Here is a 26,841-nt window from a genome sequence, read left to right on the forward strand (position 1 = left end):
ACGGCCTCCGATCCCCTTTTATTTCGTTCTGCCCTTTAGTTTATATACATAAGCCAGCACTTCGGCTACCGCTTGAAACAAATCGGCCGGTATGGCGTCACCAATCTCGGCTCTCTGGAACAATGCCCGTGCTAACGGCTTGTTTTCCATCGTAATAACACCGTTTTCTTTGGCAATTTCCTTAATACGCAAGGCGACATAATCCTGACCTTTGGCAATAATCTGTGGTGCCTCCATCTCGGAACCTTCATACTTTAGCGCAACCGCAAAGTGGGTCGGGTTCGTGATGATCACATCCGCATTCGGCACTTCCTGCATCATACGCTGCATAGCCATACGACGCTGGCGTTCCCGGATTTTACCTTTGATCAGCGGATCACCTTCCATTTTCTTGTACTCATCCTTAATGTCTTGCTTGGACATACGAATCTTCTTCTCATGGTCATACTTCTGATACATGTAATCAAATATCGCAAGTATCATTAATGCCACTGCAATCTTGATACCAAGACTTAAAGTGATCGACGCAGCGAAATGTAAAATGGCATCCAATGAAAAATGAGAAAGTGAAGCAATATCTGACTGGTAGCCTTTAATTGTACTGTAAACGAGATAACCGATAATCGACATTTTCAAAATGGATTTAGCAAACTCCACTAATGAGCGGAGAGAGAATATATTTTTGAAACCTTTAATCGGGTCCAGTTTCTCAAGTTTTGGCTTCAAACCTTCCCCTACAAGAAGAAAACCAACTTGCATGTAGTTAACGATCAAAGCAACCAGTAACGCACCCAGCAAAACGGGAGCGATCAATAACAAAACTTCAATGCCATAGCGCATCATAAGCGCCATCACATTCTCTCCGGTGATATCCATACTCAATCGATTGATGAAGATATCTGTAAACAGACGAACTATACGTTCTTTATAGAAATTGCTGAATACCATCATGATTAAAAACACGATTAGGAGAATGGATGCGCCAGATAGTTCAGCGCTTTTTACAACCTGTCCTTTTTTTCGTGTATCCTGTCTCTTTTTCGGGGTAGCTTTCTCCGTCTTCTCCCCTGAAAACAACTGGAGGTCGAGTTGAAGTTTCATCCGTGTCTTTTCCTCCGTTTCACTCAGCCGGGCCTTTGTCCAATGGTTCCAAGCAATTTTTCCATCGATCTGAATATCGCTTCGAACAATTGACTAAATACAAAGGAGAAACTGGGAACCAGCAAAAGCAAAATAGCAAGACCAACGAGTAACTTAAGCGGCAACCCAACTGCAAATACATTAAATTGAGGAGCAGTTTTGGCCAAAAAACCCAATCCAACATCCGTCAAAAACAACGCAACTACAATCGGAGCCGACATCTGAAAAGCCAGCATGAATGATTGACCTAAGGTCTGAATCAAAAATTCAGCAATACTTCCATCTGCCAACCGTAGGAAAAACACATTAGATAATGGTACCCACCGGTAACTGTAAACTATCGCATCCAGCAAATAATGGTGACCATTCATCGTCAGAAACAGAAGCATAGCAAATGCATACTTCAAGTTACCCGTAAGTGGAGCTGAAGCACCTGTCATTGGATCGTATACATTGGCCATACCAAAACCGATCTGTAGATCGATAAAGGTCCCCGCAGTCTGAACAGCCGTCATCAACAGATAAGCCACAAAACCTAAAAGCAAGCCAATTAGAATCTCTCTGATGATCAATAAGACATAACTCAGGTCTGTGGGTACGGTCTGGTCTATTCCGTAGATCAGATAGACAGACAATGTGACAAATGCAGAGATACCAATTTTAACTGAAGTCGGCACATTTCGAGCAGAAAAGACCGGCGCAGTTACAAAAAATGATGTGATTCGACAAAACATAAGCAGAGCGACAGGGAAACTTTGCAACAATGTCTCCATCTGCTAAAGCCTACCCTATGTATCTGTATAGATTATCGAGAATGTTAAACGTAAAATCGACCAAGATATTTAAGATCCAAGGTCCAAACAAAAGCACCGCCAGAAGTACGGCAACAATCTTGGGCACAAAAGCTAATGTTTGTTCCTGAATTTGAGTTGTCGCTTGAAAAATACTGATTGCAAGTCCTACAACCAGAGCTAGTATAAGCATGGGTGCACTGGCCAGCAATGACGTGTATACCGCTTTCCCGGCCAGACCGATAATAAATTCCGAAGTCATGACCGTCCTCCTTTAACTTTCCGGATCAAGTGTTAAAACTCAGCAACAGTGACTTGACTACCAGATACCACCCGTCCACAAGGACAAAGAGAAGTATTTTGAAAGGTAATGAGATCATGACCGGCGGAAGCATCATCATCCCCATTGCCATGAGTGTACTCGCGACAACAATGTCTATAACCAGAAACGGAATAAAAATCATAAACCCCATCTGGAATGCTGTCTTCAACTCACTGATTACATATGCCGGCACCATAACAGTAATTGGGATATCCTGATAGGTCTTTGGTTGTTCAGTCTGATTGTACTTCATAAACAGCAACAGATCTTTTTCTCTGGTGTGACTAAACATAAATTTCTTCATGGGATCCGCTGCTTTTTCAAGTGCCTCGGTTTGCGTAAGGTCTCCCTGAAGATAGGGCTGAAGCGCTACCTGATTTATGGAAGACAACGTCGGCGACATAATGAAAAGTGTCAGAAATAGCGCCAAACCGACCAGCACCTGATTGGGTGGCATTTGTTGTGTACCCAGAGATGTACGTATAAAACCGAGCACAATCACAATCCGAGTAAAACTGGTCATCAGTACAAGCATTGCTGGAGCAATACTAAGCACCGTAATTAACAGAATGATGGACAGTGAACTCGTGCTTGGTGTCCCTCCATCACCGTTTCCAATCTGAATATCAATATTCGGAATGGGTTCGGCAAAGGCAACCGTTACAGATGCCAGACTGATAAGTCCTAATAAACAACACGCTAACCAAATCTTTTTCTTCATGAATCCCTCGACCGATCTGTAGTATTGTCTTTATCCAGGAGCTTTTCCATCTTCTCTTTACGGTTAGGCATCTGCCGAAGTTTGGATTCAAACATTTCGTGAAAAGAAGTTGTGTCCTCTAGTTCCATTTCCCGCGGCGGTTCTTCTCTACGGAAACGTTTTGTGAGCTTGGCAATGAGAGGTGAGAGATTTCCTTGTTGTGCAGCAGCATCTCGTTCGAAGGAATCAATGATTCTTTGCGCCTCTTCCAGATCTGAAACCTTATCTACCAACTGAATGTCTTCACCTACACCAAGCAGATATACACTTCCACCAATTTCAATAATTTGCAGCGACTTGTTTTGCCCCAGTCCGACCCCGCCCAGGGTACGAATTGTGCCGTGCCGGAACATTTGCTGATTCCGTTTGTTTAAAAAACGGATCAGATAAACAATAAGGGCCAGGATGACGGCCAGGACAACAATCACCCATACAAGCTGTAAATAATAATTACTTCCCACGCCAGCTCCTCCTGGAATATCACCCTGAGCCATCATCATGTCTCTTAAACGCCCAGTGTCTTGCTGATCGCTTCAATAACCCGGTCAGATTGGAAAGGTTTAACGATAAAGTCTTTGGCACCTGCTTGAATAGCGTCGATTACCATCGCTTGTTGACCCATCGCGGAGCACATAATTACTTTAGCGTTAGCATCAATCTTCTTGATTTCTTTCAAAGCTGCAATGCCATCCATCTCAGGCATCGTAATATCCATTGTGATCAGATCCGGACGAAGCTCTTTAAATTTCTCAATTGCTTGTGAGCCATCCTGTGCCTCACCAACAACCTCATATCCATTTTTGGACAAAATGTCCCGGATCATCATTCTCATAAATGCAGCGTCGTCTACGACTAAAATTCGGTTTGCCATCTTGATTCAAGTCCTCCCTAAATTGTGCTTATTGTAATTTCTGAATTCGGTCCCATTGGCTAACGATATCTATAACACGAACACCAAAGTTTTCGTCAATAACAACAACTTCTCCCTTGGCGATCAGTTTGTTATTCACCAAAATATCGACAGGTTCCCCGGCTAACTTATCCAGTTCGACAATCGAACCCTGTGACAGTTCCAAAATATCTTTAATTTGCTTCTGGGTCCTTCCTAATTCTACGGTGACTTTAAGGGGAATGTCCATCAATAAATTCAAATTGTTTTCGTCTACCTGCCCATACGCCCCATTTTGCAAATTGGCAAATTGAACTGGTTGTACGTTAACATTCCTATTTGGCATTCCACCGTAATGTTGAGGTGCACCATAAGGTTGCTGCGGGGGCATGCCATAAGGCTGCTGTGGCGGCATTCCTTGCGGCATCCCCATAGGTGCCTGTCCATATCCGTTATAGTCCTGAACAGGCTGCTGAGGAGCCTGTGGGGGCTGCTGGTGTTGAACGGGCGGCTGCTCCGCAACCGGTGGTGGCGTTGCTGGTACAGCTGCTGGTGCAGGTTCAGGTGTTGATGCCACTGGTGCGCTGGCAGTTGACTCCTGAGCGCCTCCAATCAGCATATCTACCATGTTTTTGGCAAAATGCACTGGAAGCAACTGCATCAGATTGGAATCGATCAGATCCCCGATCAACAAACGAAATGAAACTTGAATGAGGGTCTCATCTGCTGGAAGATTACTTACACCCTCTCCACTCTCCAGATTGAGAATATCGATTCCCGGAGGGGAAATATTCACAAAACGATTAAAAATCGTGGACATTGAGGTTGCAGAGGAACCCATCATCTGGTTCATCGCTTCCTGTACCGCACTAATATGGATTTCATTCAGTTCTTCATCGACCGGATTTCCTTCGCCACCCAGCATCAAATCAGCGATGACTTGAGCATCTCTCTTCTTGATAACAAGTGAGTTAATGCCTTCGAATCCATCCACGTAATTGACATGAACGGCAACATGCGGCTTAGGAAAAGCTTCTTCAAACTGCGTTCGACTAATGATAGAAACTTTAGGTGTTGTAATATCTACTTTGAGGCCTAATAGCGTGGATAATGCTGTTGCCGCGCTACCAAATGTAATGTTACCAATCTCCCCCAAGGCATCCTGCTCCAGCTCGGTCAAAAAATCATCAACCGTCTTTTCAGCGGGTTCCGAGCTGTTTATCGATTCCGATTGCCTGAGCAAAGCATCGATTTCTTCTTGGGATAAATAATCCTTACTCGTCAAATTCTTCAACTCCTTCGGTGACAATCTTGTCTATTTGCACAGCCACACGGTCTTTGATTGTCCCCGGACTGCCCATGTATTTCAGTTTGTCACCCACTTTAATGGAAAGTCCCTCATCAACTGGTTTGTTCAACGTAATGACATCACCAACGGACAGACCCAGAAATTCTGCAATTGAAATTCTCGATTCTCCCAATTCCGCAACGATTGGTAACTTGGCTTTGTTCACACGCTCTTTTAGAGCATCATACTCCTCCGGAGCTCTCGTTTTCTTCTCCGAAACAAACCACTGATGAGTTGACAACCGTGACATAATAGGTTCAAGAACGACATGCGGTATACATAGATTGATCATGCCTGTCGTGTCACCAATTTTGGTACTGAGCGAGATCAGAGCAATGGTCTCATTGGGAGATACAATCTGCATAAATTGCGGATTGGTCTCGAGTGCTTCCATCCTCGGGGTAATATCCAACACGGTCTTCCATGCTTCCTGCAAACTTTCAAATGCACGACTGAATATTCGTTCCATGATGGTCGTTTCAATCTCCGTCATCGATGCAATCTTTGTTGGAGCACTCCCGGTTCCACCAAGCAGGCGATCCAACATCGCATATCCCACGTTCGGATGGACTTCCATCACCATTCGTCCCTGTAGTGGCTCCGCTTCAAAAATGTTCAATATCGTCATCTTAGGAATAGAACGGATAAACTCATCATAAGGCAACTGTTCGACCTGAACGACATTGATTTGAACGAACGTCCGCAGTTGGGCTGAAAAATAAGTGGTGAGAAAGCGTGCAAAGTTTTCGTGAATACGAGTCAAGCTTCTGATATGGTCTTTGGAAAAACGCACTGCCCGCTTAAAATCGTACGATCTGATTTTCTTCTGAGTTTCTTCCTTCTTCAATTCTTCTGCATCCATTTCACCAGAAGAAAGGGCTGCTAATAGGGCGTCAATCTCATTTTGTGATAATACATCCACCATGTTCTCACCCCCTTACAGGTCTACAGCATGTTCTGTTCATTTACATCGTTGCTATCACAATAGATGAAAAGCTCGTACTACTTAGATTACCTTCTGGTAAAGCTTCATTAATAAGACCGGTCAATTTCTCGTTAAATAATATCCGGCCCTTCGCTGTAGCCAGTTCCTCAGACTTCGTATCTGCAAGCGTCTGAATGATGATTGGTTTTACCACAATTTCTTTGATTTTCTCAAAATCTTCTTTTGCAGTTTTGTCAGTCAACTTGAAAGAGAAGCTGACAATTACAACATGATCCGTATCAGCCAAATTGGTTTTAATTTCTCCAAGCTCAGAGGAAACCTCTACAATCTCATCCGCAGTCATCTTCTTGGCTTCTGAAGCTGCCGCCGTATGTGTGTCGTCCTTATTCCCGCTCTGTCCTTGCATAAATACAAACACAACCACCACAATGAGTGTTATCGCCAGCAACATTGTTGCAAGCCAGGGCATCATTTTTTTCATCAGGACTCCTCCGTTTGCTGCACTTTAATTGTGGCTGCCTGAACCCCGATTTCACGGTTGTAATCTTTAATCTTGGAAATAACGTCATCGGCTTTTTCAAGCACAATCAGTCTCTTTCCAGTTACCAGAGTAATATACGTATCCGGCGTCTCTTCCACAATTTCAACCATCAGCGCATTTAACCACATGGGAGAACCATTTAACCGCGTAACCGAAATCATGCTAAGCCCCCTTGATCAGAGTGGGAGGAGCAAGCTCCCCCACGTTTAAAATTCATTAATCAGCTATTAACGTTTCAGGTTAACAACTTCCTGAAGTATTTCATCCGACGTTGTAATAATCCGGGAGTTTGCCTGGAATCCACGCTGAGCTACGATCATCTCAGTAAACTCTCCTGTCAGATCCACATTAGACATTTCGAGCTGTCCTGTGATAATAGAGCCAGTTCCATTTTCGGCATCATTCGCTGTCAAAATTTCAAGCTCACCATCGGGATTGGCATTTGCTGTCATACGGTATAGATTACCGCCGATCTTCTCTAAACCTTCCGGATTGACCACTTTTCCGATTCCAAGTTGTGCTCCCGCTTCAACTGTTCCATCCGCCATAGTTTGATTGATCGTACCATCCTGACCAATCGTGAAGGAAACAACATCATCAGGTATCGTAATATTTCCACCACCATTATCCAGAACAAACAATCCATCGGATGTCAAAAGGTTACGTGCAGCATCCACATGGAAATCCCCCGCACGAGTCAGGTAAGGTACTTCCTGATCTTCACTCAAACGTACCAAGAAGAATCCATCTCCATTAATCCGCATATCTGTTGGGTTGTTTGTTGTCATTGGACTTCCCGCCAAATGTAATGTATCAATAGAGCCTACAGATACACCTAGACCAATTTGTTTTGCATTCACACCACCGGTTGCATCACCAGGCGCAGTCACACCTGAAGTGGTTTGGCTCATAATATCTTTGAACATAACCCGACTGCCTTTGAAGCCAACCGTGTTTACGTTCGCAATATTGTTACCAATTACGTCGAGTTTGGTTTGAAAACCCCGCATCCCGGAAACGCCTGAGTACATTGATTTCAACATTTTTAAAAATCCTCCCAGTCTTCATTTGGTTACCGCATCAGTCGGTCAGCGGCATTCCGGCTCCCGAGAAGGGCCAGCCGGTCAAGAAATGATTACGGCACTATCAATCTGAGTAAACACATTATCCTTCATGCTCTCACTATCCATAGCTGTAACCACAGTACGATTTTTGACATTGACGATAAAAGCCATATCCTGCATTAAAATCAATGACTCTTTGGCTCCTTTAGCAGCAGCTTTGTCCAAAGCAGAACCAATCTGTTCCATTTGCTCGGTCTTGAGTTCAATGCCACGTTGTTCCAAACGTTTGGCAGCATGATTGCTCAATTTCAGAAGATTATCTTCCAGCACTTTTGCAAAAGGTTTTTCGGGTATAGCCGAAGCTTCTCCCGTTTTAGGTCTTTGAAGCATATTCGGTGTAATCGGGCCTGCGTATAATTGTCCAACCGTTATGCGATCACTCATATCGTTTTCCCGCTATCTTCCGTATCACCTGTTTCAGCGGATGATTCAACTTCCTGGCTCTCGTTCGTTTCAGGGGTTACATCCTGAACGTTCTGTACCGGAGTTTGACTCTCTTCTGCCTGTTTTGGATAATTCACCTGAATGATCTCATCCAGCTTAATCTCGTCGTTGCCCACTTTTGCGTATTGAACGCTATCTCTTACAATGATGGAATCTACAATACCCTGACGAAGAGTTCCGTTATCATCTTTATTAGAAGAAAGCCAACTTACCTCCATGCCAATCATACCGGATACAGCACCAAGGGACTGGTTCAATGTTTTAAGCTGGGTAGAAATATTGACCAGTTGTTCCACTGAGCTGAACTGTGCCATTTGAGCGATAAATTCCTTATCCTCCATCGGCTGCATCGGGTCTTGATTTTGCAGCTGGGTAATCAGAATTTTTAGAAACTGATCTTTACCCAATTCTTTTGTTGCAGCACTTGTGGTTGCTTTATTAGCTGCCGAATAGTTCGGCCAGGTATTATTCATTGAAACAATTTCATTAGCCATATTGCTCACCTCATTTCTGTTTAAGCCTTAGCACTAAACGTATCTCTCTGTAATTCAGTTCCTTCGACTTGCTCGCTGCGCCAGTTACGCAATTCTTCTTGAATCCCTGCTGTAGCTATAACATCATCCGATTGTTCCTCACGCTCGCGCGAACGGCGTTGTTGCTGAGAGTTACTTCCCGGCTGACGGCCTCCGTCCTGATACATCTGTGATCCGATTGAACTGTTCTGTGTAACCTCAAGTCGTTCCACTTGAATTCCCTGGGCTTGAAGTGAAGAACGCAGCTGCGTCATTTGTTGTTCAAGCATGTCTTTAGCCATCGTATGCTCAGTCATAAACCGTGCAACCAACTGCCCGTTCTGCAAGGTAATTTGAACATCCAACTTCCCTAGATGCTCAGGCCGAAGTGAGATGGTCGCCTCGGAAAATCCTTTTTGCTGGACAATATCCAGCTTGTTAACAACAAACTGTGTCATTTCTTTGGCAAACTGTGATGTTTGCATTACAGGTTCAGCCGGTTTGCCTGCTGTTGTACCTGATGAACGCAAGGAGAGCTCTCCTGCAGTAATGATGGTTGAGTGTTCCACTTCTCCACCTGCATTTGAAACAGATGTTGTCTCAGCCTCATCTTTCACCTGGGTTCCAGAATTCGCCACTGCGGCAACAAGAACTTGTGGTACGACCGAATCCTGTTTGGATGCTTGAAGCGAAGTACTTGGAGCGACTTGTACAGTCTGATCTTTAATTACAGTCAATGTATCCAGTATGGATTTCAGTTCAGTCCATCCTTTGTTATTAGTGGTATCCACTCCAGCCTCTTGAAGCTGACTCTGCAGAGATTGTAACAAATGTTTGAATTCAGGAGCGTTCTTCGCAACGTTACTCTCAGGATCATTCATTCCAGCTACTAATTGTGTAAGCATATCTTGCAGAACAAAACGTACTGCTGCCGGATGCTGCGACAGTTCAATTGCGGGTACTGTTTTTACGCTTTCCGCTCCGTTCGAAGACTCGTCGGAACCTTCTGCATTAGTACCTGAAGGATTACTTAATTGTGTATACATCTGTTGAATCAGCGTTTGCAAACCTGCAAGTAGAGCTGGGTCATTTTCCAAAGCTTCGTCAAGCGAATCCAAGTCCGTGAACAACGAATTCAGTATATCCGTGATTGATGTCGCTTCTCCTTCTTCACTTGTAGCAAAGGAAAACACCAACGGATTGGCTGTTAAACTTCCAGTAGCGCTTGAACTATCACCTTCTGTGTTTCCTCCGGATAATGACTGTGCAAGAGTTTGGAGAAATTCACCGCTAGCCCCTTCAGCTGAACCTTTCGATTGTGCTCCGGTTGTCTGACCTGCTCCGGTTGCTTTTGCAGATGCTGTGGATGCCATTTGATATACAATCGACATTTTTTTCACCTCCTCTCGGTTATACAGTGTAATCATTTCTACTTATTGCCCATTAATCTGTTCAAAATTTTTGCAGTTTCAACCGAGTCCTCTGAAGACATGTTCTCAAGCAATTGAGAGCGTGTTGCATCATCTACTGAATTCAGGATGGTCAATGTTTTGTCAGGACTTAACTTGTATGTTTCCAATAATAGTTTGGCACCACTTGAAGCAGACATCGAAGCAAATGTTTGACTAAGCTGGTTTTTATCCAGGTTTTTGCTTGTCGTTGTGGATGCAGTTGAAGTTGCTGCGGTTTCTTTCTTCAATCTGGATTGCAGTGCATCCAGTGCCAGATCCCCGGACGGTTTGGCATCCTTCATCATCATGGTGACATCGGCTGCTGTTTTCGGGTCCATCTTTTCAAGCACCTTGGTCCGAGCGGATGACTGCATGGCATTCAACAACAATACCATTTCCTCATTCGTCATATTTTGCAAAATAGGTGCAGCTTTACTTGGACTCATGTCAGCATACATTTTAGCCAAATCTTTGATTTGTTTTTGATAATCGGATTCCGTTTCCGGCGTTGTTGCCGTAGCCGTTTCAGCCGCTTTTTCCGCATCATCCAACTTCTTCTGAAGGTCAGTGGCCTTCTTCGCTTCGGTTGTTGTTGCTTCCTGTGCTGCCTTGAGTTCTGTTTCTTTGGCAGTTACCTGGGATTTCAGCTTTTCGATTGTGGCTTCAGCACTTTCAACCTGCTGTTCACTCTTATCCAGCTTCTCCTTCTCAGGATCCAGAACAGGATCAGGTACCCATTCCTTGACTACCGGTATCTTGTTGGCGAATTCAAACAAATTATTACGAATATCTACATTAAATAGCGTAAGTAATACACCTAGCAAAACTACGGTGAATACAATCGGGATTGAAATCATGAGAAATTTTTCCCAACCGCCTCCCGACTCTTTTTCCATGTCGCTATCATCTTTAACAGCCATCGTTCATTCCTCCTTCACGAGACAACTTCGCGTCCGGCTCACATCAATTCGCGCGTCCGGCTTTGGCAGCGAAGCGTACAGTAGCCATCTCGTCCAGATCGTTCTGTTCCCGGAGGAGCATCTCCTGCTGAAATTTGATTTTGGCCTTGTCTCTCGCTCCAAGCCATACTTTTTCGTCAATCATCTTACCGTTTAGAAACGTCTGATTCCGCTGCACATTGACCTGAGCATGTTTAACATCACTGTTTTTGCGTGAAATGCACTCGTCAAGGTGATGTACATAACGCTGCATCTCCTGCAGACTGTTTACAGACGCTGTATTTTCCGTAGCAGATTGGATAATGCCGATCAGATTACTTCTATCATTAAGAAGTTGTATCAGATGTTCTTCCTCCGTCTGAAGTTTACCGATCGCTGTGGATAACATCCACTCTGCCTGTGTTTTTTCATTACTCTTCAGGTCAACAACTTTCTGGAAATGATATCGAAATTTCATCGTTTACCCATTCATCTCCTTGCAAATTCAAGAATCAAACGTTCCTGTACTTCACTTAAGGTGACTTTCTCGTCGACTTTCTGCTTGGTAAAGTTCCATATACTATCAATCTGATCTATCGATTCATCTATGGCTGCATTTGATCCCCGCTGGTAAGCCCCAATATTGATCAAATCTTCCGATTCTTTGTACACAGCCATCAAACGTTTCATATTATTAACGGCTTCCAACTGCTCTTCCGGAGCAATATCCTTCATAACACGACTTATGCTGGCTAGCACATCAATCGCCGGAAAATGACCTTTATTTGCAATGGATCGATTTAACACAATGTGTCCATCCAGAATACCCCTTACCGCATCCGCGATTGGTTCATTCATGTCATCCCCATCGACCAGAACGGTGTAAAAGGCTGTAATCGAACCGGTAGGTCCTGTACCCGCCCGTTCAAGCAGTTTGGGCAAACTTGCAAAAACCGATGGCGTATATCCTCTCATTGCCGGAGGTTCACCTACGGCAAGACCCACTTCCCTTTGTGCCATAGCATATCGGGTTACCGAATCCATCATGAGCATCACGTTCATTCCACGATCTCGGAAATACTCTGCAATAGTGGTCGCAATAACTGCTCCCTTAATCCGAATCAGGGCAGGCTGATCTGAAGTTGCAACAATCACTACGGAGCGTTCCAGTCCTTCCGGACCCAGATCCCGTTCAATAAAGTCGCGCACCTCACGTCCACGCTCACCCACAAGCGCGATGACATTGACATCTGCTGCTGTATTACGAGCAATCATACCCATCAATGTACTCTTACCAACACCAGAACCGGCAAAAATACCTACACGCTGTCCCTTACCTACGGTCAACAATCCGTCGATAGCTCTTACACCAACACCCATCGTTTCAAGTACACGTGGACGATCCATTGGATTGACCGGCGTATTGGAGGTAGAGTACATTGGCATTCTTGACGGAAGGAGGGAACCGTCCAGCGGTTGTCCAAGTCCGTCCAATACTTTACCGAGCAATTCGGAGCCTACCTGAACGCCGAGTGGTTTCCCCGTACCTACTACATCGCAACCAGGACCGATGGATTGAAGTTCACCCAGTGGCATAAGCAGCACTTTGTTATCTCGAAACCCAACAACTTCGGCTTGAAGAGGCTTGGCCGATTTACCAGGATAGATATAACATACGTCACCGATACTTGCATCTGGCCCTTCTGACTCCACCATAAGACCAATGACCTGAGTAACTTTGCCGTTAATACGAACAGGATCGAATTGGCGCAAATGTTCCATATATCGCTGTGAACTAAGAACCTTCATGTTGATTTCTTCGCTCCTCATCCTCAAGTGCTATGCGGACCAGTTCTTTTTTAATCTCAGCAAGCTGTGTATCAATTCTCGCATCTACACTTCCGAACGAAGAACGAATGACACATCCCTTATCTTTGACAGTTGAATCAGGCAAAATCTGCAATTCTGCTTGAGAGTCAATGGACAGAGACAATTCTTCACGAGCTGCCTGTACAAATGTAAACTGATCAGGTGCCACACAGAGTGTGATCAAACCCTGCTCCCGTTTACGTGACAAACTCTGACGAATCAGTTCCAATGTATGATCGGGTTCAATGGTAAGTTGCTTATCAATGACTTTCTCAGCGATCCCGCAAGCGAGCTCCACGAGGAACGGTTCGGCTTCCTGAATGATCTGATCTTTAGCTACATAAGCTTCCTTGAGCACTTCCTGGGCTTCAATCATCATCTTTTCGATCTGCACCTGGAGATCCAGTTCAGCTTGTACTTTGCCTTCTTCAAAACCCTGTTGGAAACCTTGTGAACGAAGCGCTTCAGTCAGATGTTCATCCTGTTGTCGTTGTTCCTGCCACCAGCTGTCGATCTGTTCACGGGCCTCTTGAAGCATGCGCTCTGCCTCTTCTGAAGCTTCACGTACTTGCTTTTCTGCAAACTCCTTGGCATCTTCCAGCATTTCTGCGGTAAGACGTTGTGTTTCTTCGTCCACGCGTGCTTGAAGCGTTTCTGCTTCAGAACCTTCAGCACTGTCACCGTATAATTCCGTTTCAGACTCCTCAGTACCACCATAATGATGATGATTTTCAAGTTTTTTGCGGTCATCAACGGGTACATACTGGAAAGATTTAATCAAATTAGACAATGATATCATCTCCTCCACCGCGTGCGATAATGATCTCACCGGCTTCTTCCAATCTGCGTATCGTTCCTACGATACGTGTCTGAGCTTCCTCAACATCACGTAATCGCACAGGCCCCATGAACTCCATCTCTTCTTTGAAGGTTTCGGACATACGCTTCGACATGTTCCGGAACACAGCATCCCGAACCTCTTCGCTTGCCACCTTGAGTGCAAGTTGCAGATCTGCGTTGTCGATATCCCGGATAATACGCTGGATCGAACGATCATCCACATTGACGATATCTTCGAATACAAACATGCGTTTTTTGATTTCCTCTGCAAGCTCTGGATCCTGAATTTCAAGTGAGTCCAAAATGGTACGCTCTGTACCCCGATCGACTCCGTTCAGAATCTGAACGATCGATTCGATACCACCCGCATTCGTGTAATCCTGCGTTACGGTAGAAGATAGTTTCTGTTCCAGAACCCGCTCCACTTGAGAGATAACTTCAGGCGAAGTACTATCCATAACAGCCACCCGGCGAGCGACATCTGCCTGTTTCTCTTGTGGCAAGGATGACAGAATCGCCGCAGCTTGTTCGAACTGAAGATAAGAAAGAACCAGCGCGATCGTTTGCGGACTTTCATTCTGAATAAAGTTCAAAATTTGATTTGGATCAGCTTTGCGTGCAAAGTCAAACGGTCTGACTTGCAGCGTAGCTGTCAAACGGTTAATGACTTCAAGTGCTTTTGAAGAACCCAGAGCTTTCTCCAGGATTTCTCTCGCATAATTGATACCGCCCTGAGAGATATATTCCTGCGCCAGACAGATCTGATGAAACTCGGCCATGATCATGTCCTTTTCGGAAGAATCAACCTTGCGCACGTTGGCAATCTCCAACGTAAGTTGCTCAATCTCCTCATCACGCAGATGTTTGAAGATCTGAGCCGATACTTCCGGACCTAATGTAATCAACAATATTGCTGCTTTTTGTCTGCCAGTCAAACCTTGACTGCTTGCCTTTGCCAATGCGCTCACCTCTATTCGTCAGCCAGCCATGTACGCAGCAGATTGACGAATTCGTCTGGCTTTTTCTTGGCCAAACTCTCCAATTGTTTGCGCACCTGACTTTCGTTCGTTACACTGTCCAGCGTAATGGACGGGAACTCTGTTGCTATTGGAAGAGGAATCTCTTCTTCTTCGACTTCGTTTTGTTTGCGGCGACGGCGTACTAACAAAATAACTACCGCTGCGATCAATGCCGCTATGAGTGCGCCTCCACCCCACATCATCGTTGAGGAAAGCTGGAAACCTGTATTGTCTGCAGAGGCAGTCTGGAATCCTTGTGACATGACTGAAACTTTCTTTGTCAGATCGGCGTCACTTATTACAGTGCCTGAGTCTGCCAGTGAAGCACGAACAATGTTAACCAAAATGTTCTCAATTGCGTCCTGAACCGGTCCCTGTAATTCTGTTTCTCCATTCGGTGGTTCAACTGCAACGTTAATGGTTAAGTCTTTTACAGTATACGGACTGGAAATGATATCCTTGGCAATTCGATTAACATCGTAGTTTATAGTGCTTGATGATTCTTCGGAGGTAGAGTTACCGGTTGCATCAGATGATGGATAACCCGGAACTTCCTCTTGTCCTGTGCCAGCAACACCACCTGTTGGGTTGCTTGCGCCAGTGTAGCTCTTTTGAATCTCCTGCACACTGATCTCGATGCCTTTCATATTATCTACATCAACAGGTGTGACCAGATTTTCCTTACGTGTTTCTTTGTCAAAATTAAGCTTGGAGGCTACCAAAACATTAACTTTGTCTTCGCCTACAATCTGGGAAAGGAATTGCTTTACGTTATTACGGACATCGTTTTCAAACTTTTTCTGTAATGCCATGTTTTCTTGAACTTCGGAAGACAACCCGCCACTGCCACCTCGAGCAGTTGGAATCAATTCTGCTTCATCTGTGTTCGTAATCGTGATGTTCTCAACAGGCAGATTAGGAATTGCAGTTTTAACCAAGTTAAAGTAGCCATCTACCGCTGCCTGATTGGGGTGATAACCCGGTTTGAATTGAAGAGCTACCGATGCTGATGCTTTGTCTTGTTCTTCTAAACCAGCAAAGATGTTATCTTTCGGCATATTAACGAGTACTTTAGCATCCTGTATCCCTTGCATCCGCTGAAGTAACTGTTCAACTTCTCCGTTTATAGCGTTGTTGTACTTTACATCAAACTCTTTATCCGTCATCCCGATCGGCGATGATGACTCCTCGAATGACTTATACCCTAATGAACCATTCTGAATAATCCCTTGAGATCCAACATTCACCTTTGCAATTGCAACACTTGTACTCGGTACGGATATGGTCTTGCCATCTGAACTTAATTTGTATGGAATGCTAGATGAATCGAGATAACTGATCACGCCCGCTGAATCACTTGCATTCAAATCTGTAAAAGCTACTTCATATTCCGTCTTGGACAATTGCATCGTGAGTACAACAGCAGCCAAAATCAGGAACAGGAAGGTGGATATAAATAATACTTTTTGCTTTTTGCTAAAACTATTCCAATACTGGGATGCCTTATCCCTGTACTGGGCGATTCTCTCATTCACTCTGTCACCCCATCCGAAACTTTGCTTAGTCTGTCCTTACTCAACCCTCGCCGTTTCATAGGTTGACGATCAGGAGCAGCATCGCAGCTGCTTTGTTGTAATGATCAGCGCTATTATCGAAGCGCAAGTAGGTTATTTTATAACTGCGTTCGCATAACTTCCTGGTATGCTTCGACCACTTTGTTTCGGACTTGAGTTGTGAGTTGTAGGCTTAACAAGGCCTGTTCTGAAGCAATCATCACCTGATCCACATTCGCTTTGCCGACCAAAAATTGATTCGACATTTCATGCGATTGAGCCTCCTGTGCTGCGACGGACCCTAATGCATTCTGTAAGTATGTACCGAAGCTCTGAATGGTTTCGGCTGGTGTAGAAGGCTTACTTTCGGTTGCACTCTTCATCTGTAGCGGTTGTATCCCCTGTGTGCTAAACATGTTGTTCTGAATCATTAATGTCCCTCCCCTTCATCCCTGGTTTGTATTTTTCTTATTTTCATTTCAAAGCAGATTATCTTCCAATCTCCAAAGCTTTGGAGATCATCGCTTTGGTTGAATTCAGTGCTGTTACGTTTGCTTCATAAGAACGCGAAGCAGAGATCATGTCGACCATTTCTTTCGCAATATCCACATTAGGCATAAATACATATCCTTCTGCATTGGCATCCGGATGAGAAGGGTCATATACAGGCTTCAAAGGTGACTGATCCTCGCGAATCTCCGTTACTCTAACGCCATCTCCTGAACCGCTACCTCTCATCTGATTTTGCAGCATCGTACCAAATGACGTTTTATTCGGCTCAAGCACAACCATTTTACGTTTGTAAGGGACCGCTTCACCATTGGATACGCTCGCGCGCGTCGTCTCTGCGTTGGCAATGTTGGAAGATATGACGTCCATCCGCAACCGTTGGGCTGTCAGAGCTGAGCTACTGATACTAAAACTATTACTAATGTTCAATTTAGGTTATCTCCCTTCCACGCCAACACGCATAATTTTAATTTGTTCGTTCACTTGCTGAATATAAGCGTTATAACGCAACTGATTCTCCGCCAGAAGACTCATTTCTCTGTCTATATCGACATTGTTTTCGTTGTTATTCATGGAGGTTGACTGGTCCATATTAACTACTGGCGTTGGTACGGAAGAGGAAGGACCTATGACAAAATGCCTTGCATCAGTTACTTTACCCTTAAGAACAGGCATATCTCCATTCATTTGCCCTTGCAACATTTCTTCAAAAGAAACGTTCGAGCGCTTGAAATACGGGGTATCGGCGTTCGCGATGTTGTCAGCAATCGTTCGTTGTCTGATATTGGACGCATCGAGTGCACCTTGCAATCTTTTAAAGCTGATATCGTTTAAAAGATTCACAATCCCCCTCCTCTCTTTAGAAGTAATGGAAAAAGATTGAATCTTTTCCCTTGAAAATTCTTATGTTTTTTTCGACAAAAACATTCGTCTTTACACGGTTTTCTAGGACTTAAGTAGAATTAACTCTGATGTTGTCGTATAACATAAGTTTCTTCGAGTTTGGGATTTATTACAATAAGAAAAAAGCCCTATCTTTTCTGAAAGACGGGGCTTTTTGTGTATTTTCTGCAAATTATGAATTTTTTCGTAAATGTTCGGGCCCAAAACAAAAGTATGTTAATACTCTCCCTTATTGTTCTTAAACATTCTTAAAATAAAAAAAAACTTTCAAGTCTCAACATGAGCTTACAACGCCCGTAATTATGTATATTTCCGAATATTTCATAGTTGATAATGTTAGAATTTTTTGCCGTTGTAGTAAGGGTTTATGGACAATATGATAGGTATACATACAAAGCTATATATTAATCAATTGACAAGTTATCTTTCAATGATGAAGAAAACTCGACCTTCCTACACAACACTTTCTTAACAATTAAGCGGCGTCTATATATTTTAATTTTAAGAAAACAATTAGTGGCTTCACACTTTTCAACAATTCATCATTTTGCGCATTTACGCAACATTTACCAATCTATCGACTAAACCGATGACCAGACTTGGAATAAGAAAAATTCTTTTAATGGGAATCATTGGGTATGTAAACGAAGAATAACTACCACTCCGATAGGTTTTAACTTCGTATACATGCGGCACAAGTCCTAGGTTTTGTCGATCCGTATAACAACCCCACATCTTTTATCGGTTGTAACATCGAAATCCTTTAGCTAGAAACAAAAATAAACGATATGCGTCAAGTAAGAGAGCCTTTGTGGATCACACAAATGTTCTCTACTTTCTTGCATACCGTTCATTTATAACATCATTTTAACAACTACATTGCTAGTTCCATGTTACAGGATATACTGACTCAAATCACGATCAAGCGCAATATCATTTAATTTCTCCCGGACATACTCCGGAGTGATCACCATACGTTCCAGTGTAAGCTCAGGTGCCTCAAAGGATAGATCCTCCAAAAGCTTCTCAAGAATCGTATGCAGTCGACGTGCACCTATATTTTCTGTATTTTGATTGACGGATTCGGCCAATTTGGCAATCTCGCGAATGGCCTCATCCGAGAACTCAATCTCAATATTCTCGGTGCGCAGTAGATCAACATACTGCTTGGTCAATGCATTTTGCGGTTCAGTCAGAATGGATACAAACTCCTCCAGTGTAAGACTACTTAGTTCCACACGAATTGGGAAGCGCCCCTGAAGCTCAGGAATCAGATCAGAAGGTTTGGCGACGTGGAATGCTCCAGCTGCCATAAACAGAATATAATCGGTTTTGACAGGGCCATACTTCGTCATTACCGTTGAACCTTCGACGATAGGCAGTATGTCACGTTGCACACCCTCGCGGGACACATCAGGACCACTACCGCGCCCTTGACTGGCCACCTTGTCGATTTCATCTATGAATATGATACCTGTCTGCTCCGCCCGGCGAATGGACTCCTGGGTAACATCATCCATGTCGATCAATTTCCCTGCTTCTTCCTGGATCAACACTTTACGCGCTTCTTTAATAGCGAGTTTACGTTTTTTCGTACGACGAGGCAACAAGCTACCAAACATCTCCTGCATGTTCATGCCCATCTGATCATTACCTTGACCAGCAAACATGTCCATCATGTTAGGAGCAGTGTCTTCTACATCAATCTCAATGATGTCATCCTCCAACTTGCCGGACAACAGATCAAACTTGATCTTGCGTCGACGCTCCGCAACTCCTGTATCCGGTTCTGGCTCATCCTGCTCCTGAACGTTGTTACCATTATTGCCAAAGATCATCTCAAAGGGATTGCGCTGACTCTTGGACTTAGACTGTGAAGGAGCCAAAATATGTACAATTCGTTCGTTGGCAGCTTCTTCAGCTTTGTCTTTCACTTTTTCAGTCCGCTCCAGCTTCACCATCCGCAGTGATGTCTCAATCAGATCCCGCACCATCGATTCAACGTCACGGCCAACGTAACCTACTTCAGTGAACTTGGTAGCTTCCACTTTCACAAATGGCGCACCTACCAGTTTAGCGAGGCGACGGGCGATCTCCGTTTTACCCACACCGGTAGGTCCAATCATCAAGATATTTTTAGGCACAATGTCGTCCTGAGTGTGTTCAGGTAAAAGGCTACGCCGATAACGATTACGAAGGGCCACGGCTACCGATTTTTTAGCTTTCTTTTGACCTACAATATACTTGTCAAGCTCTGCAACAATCTGTCTCGGTGTTAACGCTTGAGTATTCATATTGCTTCCCTCCTACCAGTATGTTGAATTATTTTACCTAACAAGGACAAAGAATCCCCTAGACGTCCTGGAGCAGATTACAGAATCATGCTCCACTACGGGAGATTTCTTTGGCTTATAACTCTTCTACAATAATATTACTATTGGTATATACACATAACTCCGAGGCAATCTGAAGTGATTCACGCGCAATATCTTTCGCTTCCAGGTTTACTGCATGACGTTTCAACGCACGTGCAGCAGATAAGGCAAAGTTTCCACCTGATCCGATAGCAATAACGTCATCATCCGGTTCGATAATTTCCCCGCCGCCTGAAATGAGCAGCATACCTGATTTGTCCATCACAATCAACAGTGCCTCAAGCTTACGCAAGATCCGATCCTGACGCCAGTCCTTGGCAAGCTCTACAGCAGCACGCTGCAAGTTACCATGGTGCTCCTCCAGCTTACCTTCGAATTTCTCAAACAGGGTGATCGCATCCGCCACAGAACCAGCAAAGCCAGCAACAACCTGTCCGCGGTACAAACGTCTTACCTTCTTGGCTGTATTCTTCATCACAACACTTTGGCCCATGGTCACCTGACCATCTCCTGCGATTGCAGCCTTACCATTATGACGAACAGCACAGATCGTTGTAGCATGAAATGACATATCCATGATATCAGCATCCTCCCACGAATAATTTATACGCGTTCTGGAACAGTTAGACCTTCTGCCGCAGCAAAACTGGTAATGCCATCCAGTGCACGCTGTGCAAGAGCTTCATTTTTTTCCTTTTTGTTACGAATCTTCGTTTCAAGCTTCGGCAACAAACCAAAGTTTGCGTTCATTGGTTGGAAGTGCTTGAAGTCAGCCGTTGTAATATACTGAGCCATACTGCCAAGTGTTGTTTCTACCGGCAATACCACCAGTTCCTGCCCAAGTGCTGCTTTGGCTGCGTTCATGCCGGCAATCAGCCCTGATGCAGCAGATTCCACATATCCTTCTACACCCGTCATCTGACCTGCAAAGAACAGGTTTGGACGCTCTTTAAACTGATACGTCGGAAGAAGCAGTTTAGGAGAGTTAATAAATGTATTACGGTGCATTACGCCATAACGAACGAACTCTGCATTTTCAAGTCCAGGAATAAGGGAAAAGACACGTTTCTGTTCTCCCCATTTCAGATGCGTCTGGAAGCCCACCAAGTTATACAGGGTTCCAGCTGCATTGTCCTGTCTAAGCTGAACAACCGCATGTGGCAACTCTCCTGTATGAGGGTTAACCAGACCTACCGGTTTCATAGGTCCAAACAGAGCCGTCTGTTTTCCGCGTTTCATCATCACTTCGATTGGCATACAGCCTTCAAAGTAGATTTCTTTCTCGAACTCTTTCAATTGAGCGACTTCAGCAGTAATGAGAGCTTCATAGAAGACATCAAACTCTTCTTCTGTCATCGGACAGTTCAGATATGCCGCTTCACCCTTATCATAACGGGAAGCCAGATACACTTTGTTCATATCAATTGAATCTTTTTCGATGATCGGTGCAGCTGCATCATAGAAGTAGAAATACTCTTCCCCCATTAGTGCCTTGATTTGCTCAGACAATGCTGGTGAAGTCAGCGGCCCCGTTGCAACAACAACGATGCCATCTTCCGGCAGAGCAGTTAGTTCCTCATTCACCACTTCGATGAGCGGATGCTGGTGCAACGTGGATGTAATCTCACCTGAAAATCCATCCCGGTCCACAGCAAGCGCCCCACCTGCGGGAACTGCATGTTTGTCTGCTGCTGACAATACAAGAGAATTGAGCATTCTCATTTCTTCTTTTAACACACCTACTGCATTCGTCAATCCATTCGCACGTAGCGAGTTGCTACATACCAGTTCTGCAAATTTATCCGTATGATGAGCTGGCGTTTTCACAACAGGTCTCATCTCGTATAATTTTACGCGTACGCCGCGACTTGCAATCTGCCAGGCCGCTTCTGTTCCTGCCAGCCCGGCACCAATAACGGTTACTTGTTGTTCATTTGTCAAAATCATTTACCCCCATAAAGCAATTTCATATTTCACTATAATTGAATTGATTCACATATATACTAATCTGTTGATTCGTCATCCGGTTCATCCACCGGCTCCTGATGATCACATGAAGTACACTGCAATCGTGCTCCCTTTTTGTTCCGCTTTTCAATCATTAGCGATCCGCAACTTGGACATGGTTTGGCTGAAGGTCTGTCCCATGAGACAAAATCACATTCAGGATATTTGTCACAACCGTAGAAAATACGTCCTTTTTTGCTACGGCGCTCAACAACATGACCTTCCTTACACTTCGGACAAGTCACGCCGATATCCTTGATAATCGGTTTGGTATTCCGGCAATCAGGGAAGCCAGAGCACGCAAGAAACTTGCCAAAACGTCCGAGTTTATAAACCAGCGGTTTGCCGCACTTCTCACAGATCTCATCCGAAACTTCGTCTTCAATCTCGATTTCTTTCATTTCTTCTTCCGCAAACTCAAGCCGTTTCTCAAAAGATTCATAGAATTCTGCGAGTACTTTGACCCAATCCTCGGAACCTTCCTCCACATGGTCAAGATCACCTTCCATGTTTGCGGTGAACTCTACATTCAGGATTTCCGGGAAAAACTCTTCCATCTGTTCAATGACCAGTTCACCAAGCTCCGTTGGCATGAATTTCTTTTCCTCTATCGCAACATATCCGCGCTTCTGAATGGTCTCCAGTGTTGGCGCATATGTACTCGGACGCCCTATCCCCAATTCCTCAAGCGTCTTAACCAACCTTGCCTCCGTATACCGGGGTGGCGGTTGTGTAAAATGCTGTTTTGGCTCAATCTCCTGCTTCTCAAGCACATCTCCACTTTTCAACGGAGGCAGCAGACGATCTTCATCGGTTGTACCATCGTCGTTTCCTTCAACATATACCTTCATGAAACCTTGGAACCGTACCTTCGAACCTGCTGCACGGAAAATGGTGTCCCCCGCAGCAATATCTACAGAGAGTGTATCCAGGATAGCCGAAGACATCTGGCTCGCTACAAAACGTTCCCATACCAGTTTATACAACCGGAACTGATCGCGACTCATGAATGACTTGATTGAGTCAGGGTCACGCAGAATTGAAGTTGGACGAATTGCTTCATGCGCATCCTGAGCATTAGCTGCTTTTTTGGAATAGTTTCGTGGAGTCTCAGGTGCAAATGGCTCACCATACTTACCAACGATATATTCTTTGGCTTCTTCTTGTGCAGATGCCGCAATTCGTGTGGAGTCCGTACGCATATACGTGATGAGACCTACTGTGCCTTCTTTTCCAAGGTCTACACCTTCATATAGTTGTTGGGCAACCGACATCGTCTTGGAAGCTCTGAAATTCAATTTACGCGCCGCTTCCTGTTGCAGAGAACTCGTCGTAAACGGGGCGGAAGGGTTACGGCTCCGTTCTTTCTCTTTAACTTCCTTGATCGTAAAGTCTGCACCTTCGATCTGTTTCAGGATCGCTTGCACTTCCGCTTCACTGCCCAGCTCTGTTTTGGCCCCGTTCAGTTTATGAAACTTGGCTTCAAACGGATTGCCGTCTGCTGTAAGTTTGGCCGTAATGCTCCAGTATTCTTCCGGCTCAAAATCATCAATTTCATTTTCACGATCTAAAATGATTTTAACAGCCACGGACTGAACCCGGCCTGCAGACAAACCTTTTTTCACTTTCTTCCATAATAACGGACTAATTTTATATCCAACGAGCCGATCCAGAATACGTCTTGCCTGCTGCGCGTTAACCAAATCCATATTGATTTTCCGCGGCGTTTTGAACGCATCTTTGACCGCCTGTTTTGTAATTTCATTAAATACAACCCGGCAATCTGCCGTATCGTCCAGTTCAAGGGCATGGGCCAAATGCCATGCAATAGCCTCACCTTCGCGATCCGGGTCAGCTGCGAGATACACTTTTTTCACTTTCTTCCGTGCATCCTTCAGTTCTTTCAAAATTGAACCTTTGCCGCGGATCGTAATATATTTCGGATTAAAATCATTCTCTACCTCAACGCCGATCTGACTCTTTGGCAAATCGCGAACATGTCCCATCGAAGCTTTTACGATGAACTTGCTGCCTAAATATTTGCCTATCGTCTTCGCCTTTGAGGGCGACTCCACGATTACGAGTGCATCCGCCATAGGTTCATCCTCCTCTCAGTCATGAAACTGTCATGAAACTGTTTCTGTAAGCTTATGCATAGTTAATAACTTCTGCTAATTATATATTTCCACGCACTACGTAGGTTGTAGCTTCGTCATACCCTCGCGTATTTAGTGCCTGGTAATTGGCTAATCTGCTTTTTTATGATTAAAGATAACAGAACTGAATGCAAATGTCCAAAATCCCAACCAAGCAGCTCAACCAGTTGATCCAATGATTGTTCTCCCTGTTCCAACAGATAAATCACGCGTTGTTCATCTGGAGAGAGCTTAACCTCAGCGAATATCCCTCGCCCGGAAGGCTCGGTTGTTTCGGTCGAACGTCCTCTATTGTAAGGAAGTTGTTCTGCATTTGGCAAGCCCAATCGATACTCTTCCAATACATCTGCTGCACAAGTGACCAATTTGGCCCCTTGACGGATAAGATTGTGTGCTCCCCGACTTTTCGGCGATGTAATAGGTCCAGGGACTGCAAATACATCCCTGCCTGCTTCAAGCGCAGCATCTGCTGTAATGAGTGAACCACTGCGAATGTCAGCCTCAACAACCAATGTTCCCAGTGTCAGACCGGCAATGATTCGATTCCGTTCCGGAAATAATCCCTGGCGCGCTCTCGTACCTGGTGGATATTCCGACAAAAGCAGACCCGTATCCGCGATTCGCTCGGCGAGGCTTGTATTTTCGGGTGGGTAAATATTATCAATCCCGGTTCCGAATACTGCAATCGTTTTTCCTTTAGCTCGTAATACTGCCTCATGACACACGCTATCAATACCGCGGGCAAGCCCGCTTACAATCGTCAGTCCTGCATTGCATAATTGCTCTGCCAGCTTTTCTCCAACTTTGCGGCCATACACAGTCGGCATACGAGTTCCCACCATGGCAATAGACGAATTGTGTAGCAAACTAACATCCCCTCGAGCATACATTACCCAGGGAGGCTGAACGGTTTCCTTCATTAATATGGGATAATTCTGATCCAGATAAGTAATAACCTCTATCCCCTGATTGTAAACGTGTTCTCTTTTACTCTCAATCCAGTCGATAGTAAATTGGCTAGTCAAACGTGCAGCCTGATCTTTGCGCAAACCTGCTGCGACCCAGTCGCTTTCCCCATAATTCAATAGTTCGGGTAATTCATGTTGTCCCAGAATCAGTTTCGAGATTGTTTTTTTACCAATACCCTCCATCTCATGTAACCCAAACAAGATCCATCGTTCTTCCATACCATAAACCTCCCAGAGCGGGAAGAGTATCTTCCCTCATATTGTGTGTTAAGTGACCACGGAATGCAAGCGTTTACGCAGATGAGAGACAATTCCTCACCCTTTTCCCGTAAAAAAACGCAAAAAAGCAACCCTTCGCCCTGTTCAAGGACAAAAGGTTGCTTACCTTTTCCGTAATCATAATAGTCGGTCTACCAGAAATAGATCATTTCCGAGCCGTTTCTTCTATTATAACGAAAAAGAATTAATGTGTCGTGCACAAATTCAAAATACCGCGTTCCTCAAGTACACTCACCAAAGTCGAACCCATCTCAGCAGGAGTTGGTGCTACTTTGATTCCACATGATTCCAGCTTCGCAATTTTCTCTTTGGCTGTACCTTTACCGCCAGAGATAATAGCGCCAGCATGGCCCATCCGTTTGCCTGGAGGCGCTGTTACGCCACCGATAAAGCCAACAACCGGTTTAGTCATGTTTTCACGTACCCAATCTGCAGCATCCTCTTCAGCTGTACCACCAATCTCACCAATCATGATGACCGCATGAGTCTGTGGATCTTCATTGAACCGTTTGAGGATATCAATGAACTCGGAGCCTTTTACAGGGTCTCCCCCGATTCCTACAGCAGAAGATTGTCCAATGCCACGTGTCGTCAGTTGATGAACGGCTTCATAGGTAAGTGTTCCACTACGGGAAACAACGCCTACGTGCCCTGCCATATGGATATAACCAGGCATGATACCGATTTTACATTCGCCTGGTGTAATGACACCTGGACAGTTTGGTCCGATCAGGACGGTATTTTTACCTTCCATGAAGCGGTCAACCTTGATCATGTCAAGAACCGGAATACCTTCTGTAATACAGATTACGAGGTCCAGCTCAGCATCAACAGCTTCCATAATGGAATCTGCTGCAAATGCAGGAGGAACATAAATGACGCTCGCTGTTGCGCCTGTAGCTTCCTTCGCTTCCTGTACAGTGTTAAACACCGGCAGACTAGCTACTGTACCGTCTTCCAACGTGATATCCACATTAGTTCCGCCTTTACCCGGTGTAACTCCGCCTACCATCTGGGTTCCATAGTCCAATGCGCCCTTCGTGTGGAACATTCCCGTTGAACCCGTAATGCCTTGCGTAATGACTTTTGTATTTTTATCGATCAAAATACTCACGTTGCTTCACATCCTTACGGTTATTTTTCAATTCCCGGACAG

The 26,841-nt window shown here is 44.6% G+C and carries 29 protein-coding genes; all 29 read right to left on the reverse strand.

All coding sequences use genetic code 11. The annotated features are described in order from the left end of the window. Window positions 1-18: 18 nt before the first annotated feature. Window positions 19-1,101 (reverse strand): flagellar biosynthesis protein FlhB, encoded by a 1,083-nt coding sequence (gene flhB, locus BLS69_RS12420; protein ID WP_176872693.1) that lies wholly within the window; start codon window positions 1,099-1,101, stop codon window positions 19-21. 23 nt (window positions 1,102-1,124) lie between these two features. Further along, window positions 1,125-1,913, reverse strand: a complete 789-nt coding sequence (gene fliR / locus BLS69_RS12425; protein ID WP_017689171.1) for a flagellar biosynthetic protein FliR — start codon at window positions 1,911-1,913, stop codon at window positions 1,125-1,127. Between the two features lie 10 nt (window positions 1,914-1,923). Further along, entirely contained in the window at window positions 1,924-2,193 is a 270-nt protein-coding gene (fliQ, locus tag BLS69_RS12430) for a flagellar biosynthesis protein FliQ (protein ID WP_047842485.1), read from the reverse strand. Between the two features lie 25 nt (window positions 2,194-2,218). Next, entirely contained in the window at window positions 2,219-2,974 is a 756-nt protein-coding gene (gene fliP / locus BLS69_RS12435) for a flagellar type III secretion system pore protein FliP (RefSeq protein ID WP_091031890.1), read from the reverse strand. Then, window positions 2,971-3,507: a flagellar biosynthetic protein FliO gene (locus BLS69_RS12440; protein ID WP_091031892.1), complete on the reverse strand. Its 537-nt coding sequence runs from the start codon at window positions 3,505-3,507 to the stop codon at window positions 2,971-2,973. Before BLS69_RS12440 ends, fliP begins: the two co-directional genes overlap by 4 nt. Window positions 3,508-3,518: 11 nt before the next feature. Next, on the reverse strand, window positions 3,519-3,884 hold the full coding sequence (locus BLS69_RS12445) for a response regulator (RefSeq protein WP_017689175.1): 366 nt from the start codon (window positions 3,882-3,884) through the stop codon (window positions 3,519-3,521). 28 nt (window positions 3,885-3,912) lie between these two features. After that, a complete protein-coding gene (gene fliY / locus BLS69_RS12450; RefSeq protein WP_091031895.1) occupies window positions 3,913-5,187 on the reverse strand; it encodes a flagellar motor switch phosphatase FliY in 1,275 nt (424 codons plus the stop codon). Then, window positions 5,177-6,175 carry a flagellar motor switch protein FliM gene (gene fliM, locus BLS69_RS12455; protein WP_017689177.1) on the reverse strand — a complete coding sequence of 333 codons (999 nt, stop codon included), beginning with the start codon at window positions 6,173-6,175 and terminating at the stop codon, window positions 5,177-5,179. The genes fliY and fliM overlap by 11 nt, the downstream gene beginning before the upstream one ends. 40 nt (window positions 6,176-6,215) lie before the next feature. Beyond that, window positions 6,216-6,677 (reverse strand): flagellar basal body-associated FliL family protein, encoded by a 462-nt coding sequence (locus BLS69_RS12460; RefSeq protein ID WP_091031897.1) that lies wholly within the window; start codon window positions 6,675-6,677, stop codon window positions 6,216-6,218. Then, window positions 6,677-6,898 (reverse strand): flagellar FlbD family protein, encoded by a 222-nt coding sequence (locus tag BLS69_RS12465; protein WP_076208897.1) that lies wholly within the window; start codon window positions 6,896-6,898, stop codon window positions 6,677-6,679. The genes BLS69_RS12460 and BLS69_RS12465 overlap by 1 nt, the downstream gene beginning before the upstream one ends. Before the next feature lie 66 nt (window positions 6,899-6,964). Then, window positions 6,965-7,780 carry a flagellar basal body rod protein FlgG gene (flgG, locus tag BLS69_RS12470; RefSeq protein WP_074094563.1) on the reverse strand — a complete coding sequence of 272 codons (816 nt, stop codon included), beginning with the start codon at window positions 7,778-7,780 and terminating at the stop codon, window positions 6,965-6,967. 81 nt (window positions 7,781-7,861) lie between these two features. Continuing rightward, window positions 7,862-8,245: a TIGR02530 family flagellar biosynthesis protein gene (locus BLS69_RS12475; protein WP_047842481.1), complete on the reverse strand. Its 384-nt coding sequence runs from the start codon at window positions 8,243-8,245 to the stop codon at window positions 7,862-7,864. Then, on the reverse strand, window positions 8,242-8,799 hold the full coding sequence (locus BLS69_RS12480) for a flagellar hook capping FlgD N-terminal domain-containing protein (protein ID WP_091031900.1): 558 nt from the start codon (window positions 8,797-8,799) through the stop codon (window positions 8,242-8,244). Before BLS69_RS12480 ends, BLS69_RS12475 begins: the two co-directional genes overlap by 4 nt. A gap of 20 nt (window positions 8,800-8,819) precedes the next feature. Then, complete coding sequence (locus tag BLS69_RS12485; protein ID WP_176872694.1) at window positions 8,820-10,208, reverse strand: flagellar hook-length control protein FliK; 1,389 nt, start codon at window positions 10,206-10,208, stop codon at window positions 8,820-8,822. A gap of 38 nt (window positions 10,209-10,246) precedes the next feature. Then, the gene (locus tag BLS69_RS12490; protein ID WP_091031903.1) at window positions 10,247-11,188 is read right to left on the reverse strand and encodes a MotE family protein; all 942 of its coding nucleotides are present in this window, start codon (window positions 11,186-11,188) and stop codon (window positions 10,247-10,249) included. Between the two features lie 43 nt (window positions 11,189-11,231). Continuing rightward, window positions 11,232-11,684: a flagellar export protein FliJ gene (fliJ, locus tag BLS69_RS12495; RefSeq protein ID WP_091031905.1), complete on the reverse strand. Its 453-nt coding sequence runs from the start codon at window positions 11,682-11,684 to the stop codon at window positions 11,232-11,234. An 11-nt stretch (window positions 11,685-11,695) separates the two neighbouring features. Next, window positions 11,696-13,015: a flagellar protein export ATPase FliI gene (gene fliI, locus BLS69_RS12500; protein WP_036609365.1), complete on the reverse strand. Its 1,320-nt coding sequence runs from the start codon at window positions 13,013-13,015 to the stop codon at window positions 11,696-11,698. Next, complete coding sequence (locus BLS69_RS12505) at window positions 13,002-13,865, reverse strand: FliH/SctL family protein (RefSeq protein WP_091031907.1); 864 nt, start codon at window positions 13,863-13,865, stop codon at window positions 13,002-13,004. Before BLS69_RS12505 ends, fliI begins: the two co-directional genes overlap by 14 nt. Next, window positions 13,858-14,874 (reverse strand): flagellar motor switch protein FliG, encoded by a 1,017-nt coding sequence (gene fliG, locus BLS69_RS12510; protein WP_047842476.1) that lies wholly within the window; start codon window positions 14,872-14,874, stop codon window positions 13,858-13,860. Before fliG ends, BLS69_RS12505 begins: the two co-directional genes overlap by 8 nt. An 11-nt stretch (window positions 14,875-14,885) precedes the next feature. Further along, window positions 14,886-16,469, reverse strand: coding sequence for a flagellar basal-body MS-ring/collar protein FliF (gene fliF, locus BLS69_RS12515; RefSeq protein ID WP_036609370.1), 1,584 nt, complete (start codon window positions 16,467-16,469; stop codon window positions 14,886-14,888). 137 nt (window positions 16,470-16,606) lie between these two features. Continuing rightward, on the reverse strand, window positions 16,607-16,918 hold the full coding sequence (gene fliE, locus BLS69_RS12520) for a flagellar hook-basal body complex protein FliE (RefSeq protein WP_017689190.1): 312 nt from the start codon (window positions 16,916-16,918) through the stop codon (window positions 16,607-16,609). Between the two features lie 58 nt (window positions 16,919-16,976). Beyond that, window positions 16,977-17,426, reverse strand: coding sequence for a flagellar basal body rod protein FlgC (flgC, locus tag BLS69_RS12525; RefSeq protein WP_017689191.1), 450 nt, complete (start codon window positions 17,424-17,426; stop codon window positions 16,977-16,979). A 6-nt stretch (window positions 17,427-17,432) separates the two neighbouring features. Beyond that, on the reverse strand, window positions 17,433-17,840 hold the full coding sequence (flgB, locus tag BLS69_RS12530; RefSeq protein WP_076208905.1) for a flagellar basal body rod protein FlgB: 408 nt from the start codon (window positions 17,838-17,840) through the stop codon (window positions 17,433-17,435). A gap of 953 nt (window positions 17,841-18,793) precedes the next feature. Continuing rightward, window positions 18,794-20,194 carry an ATP-dependent protease ATPase subunit HslU gene (hslU, locus tag BLS69_RS12535; protein ID WP_047842474.1) on the reverse strand — a complete coding sequence of 467 codons (1,401 nt, stop codon included), beginning with the start codon at window positions 20,192-20,194 and terminating at the stop codon, window positions 18,794-18,796. 115 nt (window positions 20,195-20,309) lie between these two features. Continuing rightward, on the reverse strand, window positions 20,310-20,852 hold the full coding sequence (gene hslV, locus BLS69_RS12540) for an ATP-dependent protease subunit HslV (protein WP_076208907.1): 543 nt from the start codon (window positions 20,850-20,852) through the stop codon (window positions 20,310-20,312). Between the two features lie 26 nt (window positions 20,853-20,878). Next, entirely contained in the window at window positions 20,879-22,222 is a 1,344-nt protein-coding gene (gene trmFO / locus BLS69_RS12545; protein WP_371129043.1) for an FADH(2)-oxidizing methylenetetrahydrofolate--tRNA-(uracil(54)-C(5))-methyltransferase TrmFO, read from the reverse strand. A 56-nt stretch (window positions 22,223-22,278) separates the two neighbouring features. Continuing rightward, window positions 22,279-24,378: a type I DNA topoisomerase gene (topA, locus tag BLS69_RS12550; RefSeq protein ID WP_091031911.1), complete on the reverse strand. Its 2,100-nt coding sequence runs from the start codon at window positions 24,376-24,378 to the stop codon at window positions 22,279-22,281. A gap of 116 nt (window positions 24,379-24,494) precedes the next feature. Then, entirely contained in the window at window positions 24,495-25,625 is a 1,131-nt protein-coding gene (dprA, locus tag BLS69_RS12555) for a DNA-processing protein DprA (RefSeq protein WP_091031913.1), read from the reverse strand. A 244-nt stretch (window positions 25,626-25,869) separates the two neighbouring features. Beyond that, on the reverse strand, window positions 25,870-26,799 hold the full coding sequence (gene sucD / locus BLS69_RS12560; protein WP_036609382.1) for a succinate--CoA ligase subunit alpha: 930 nt from the start codon (window positions 26,797-26,799) through the stop codon (window positions 25,870-25,872). Window positions 26,800-26,841: the final 42 nt, after the last annotated feature.

The sequence above is a fragment of the Paenibacillus sp. CF095 genome, from assembly GCF_900101225.1.
Taxonomy (GTDB): domain Bacteria; phylum Bacillota; class Bacilli; order Paenibacillales; family Paenibacillaceae; genus Paenibacillus.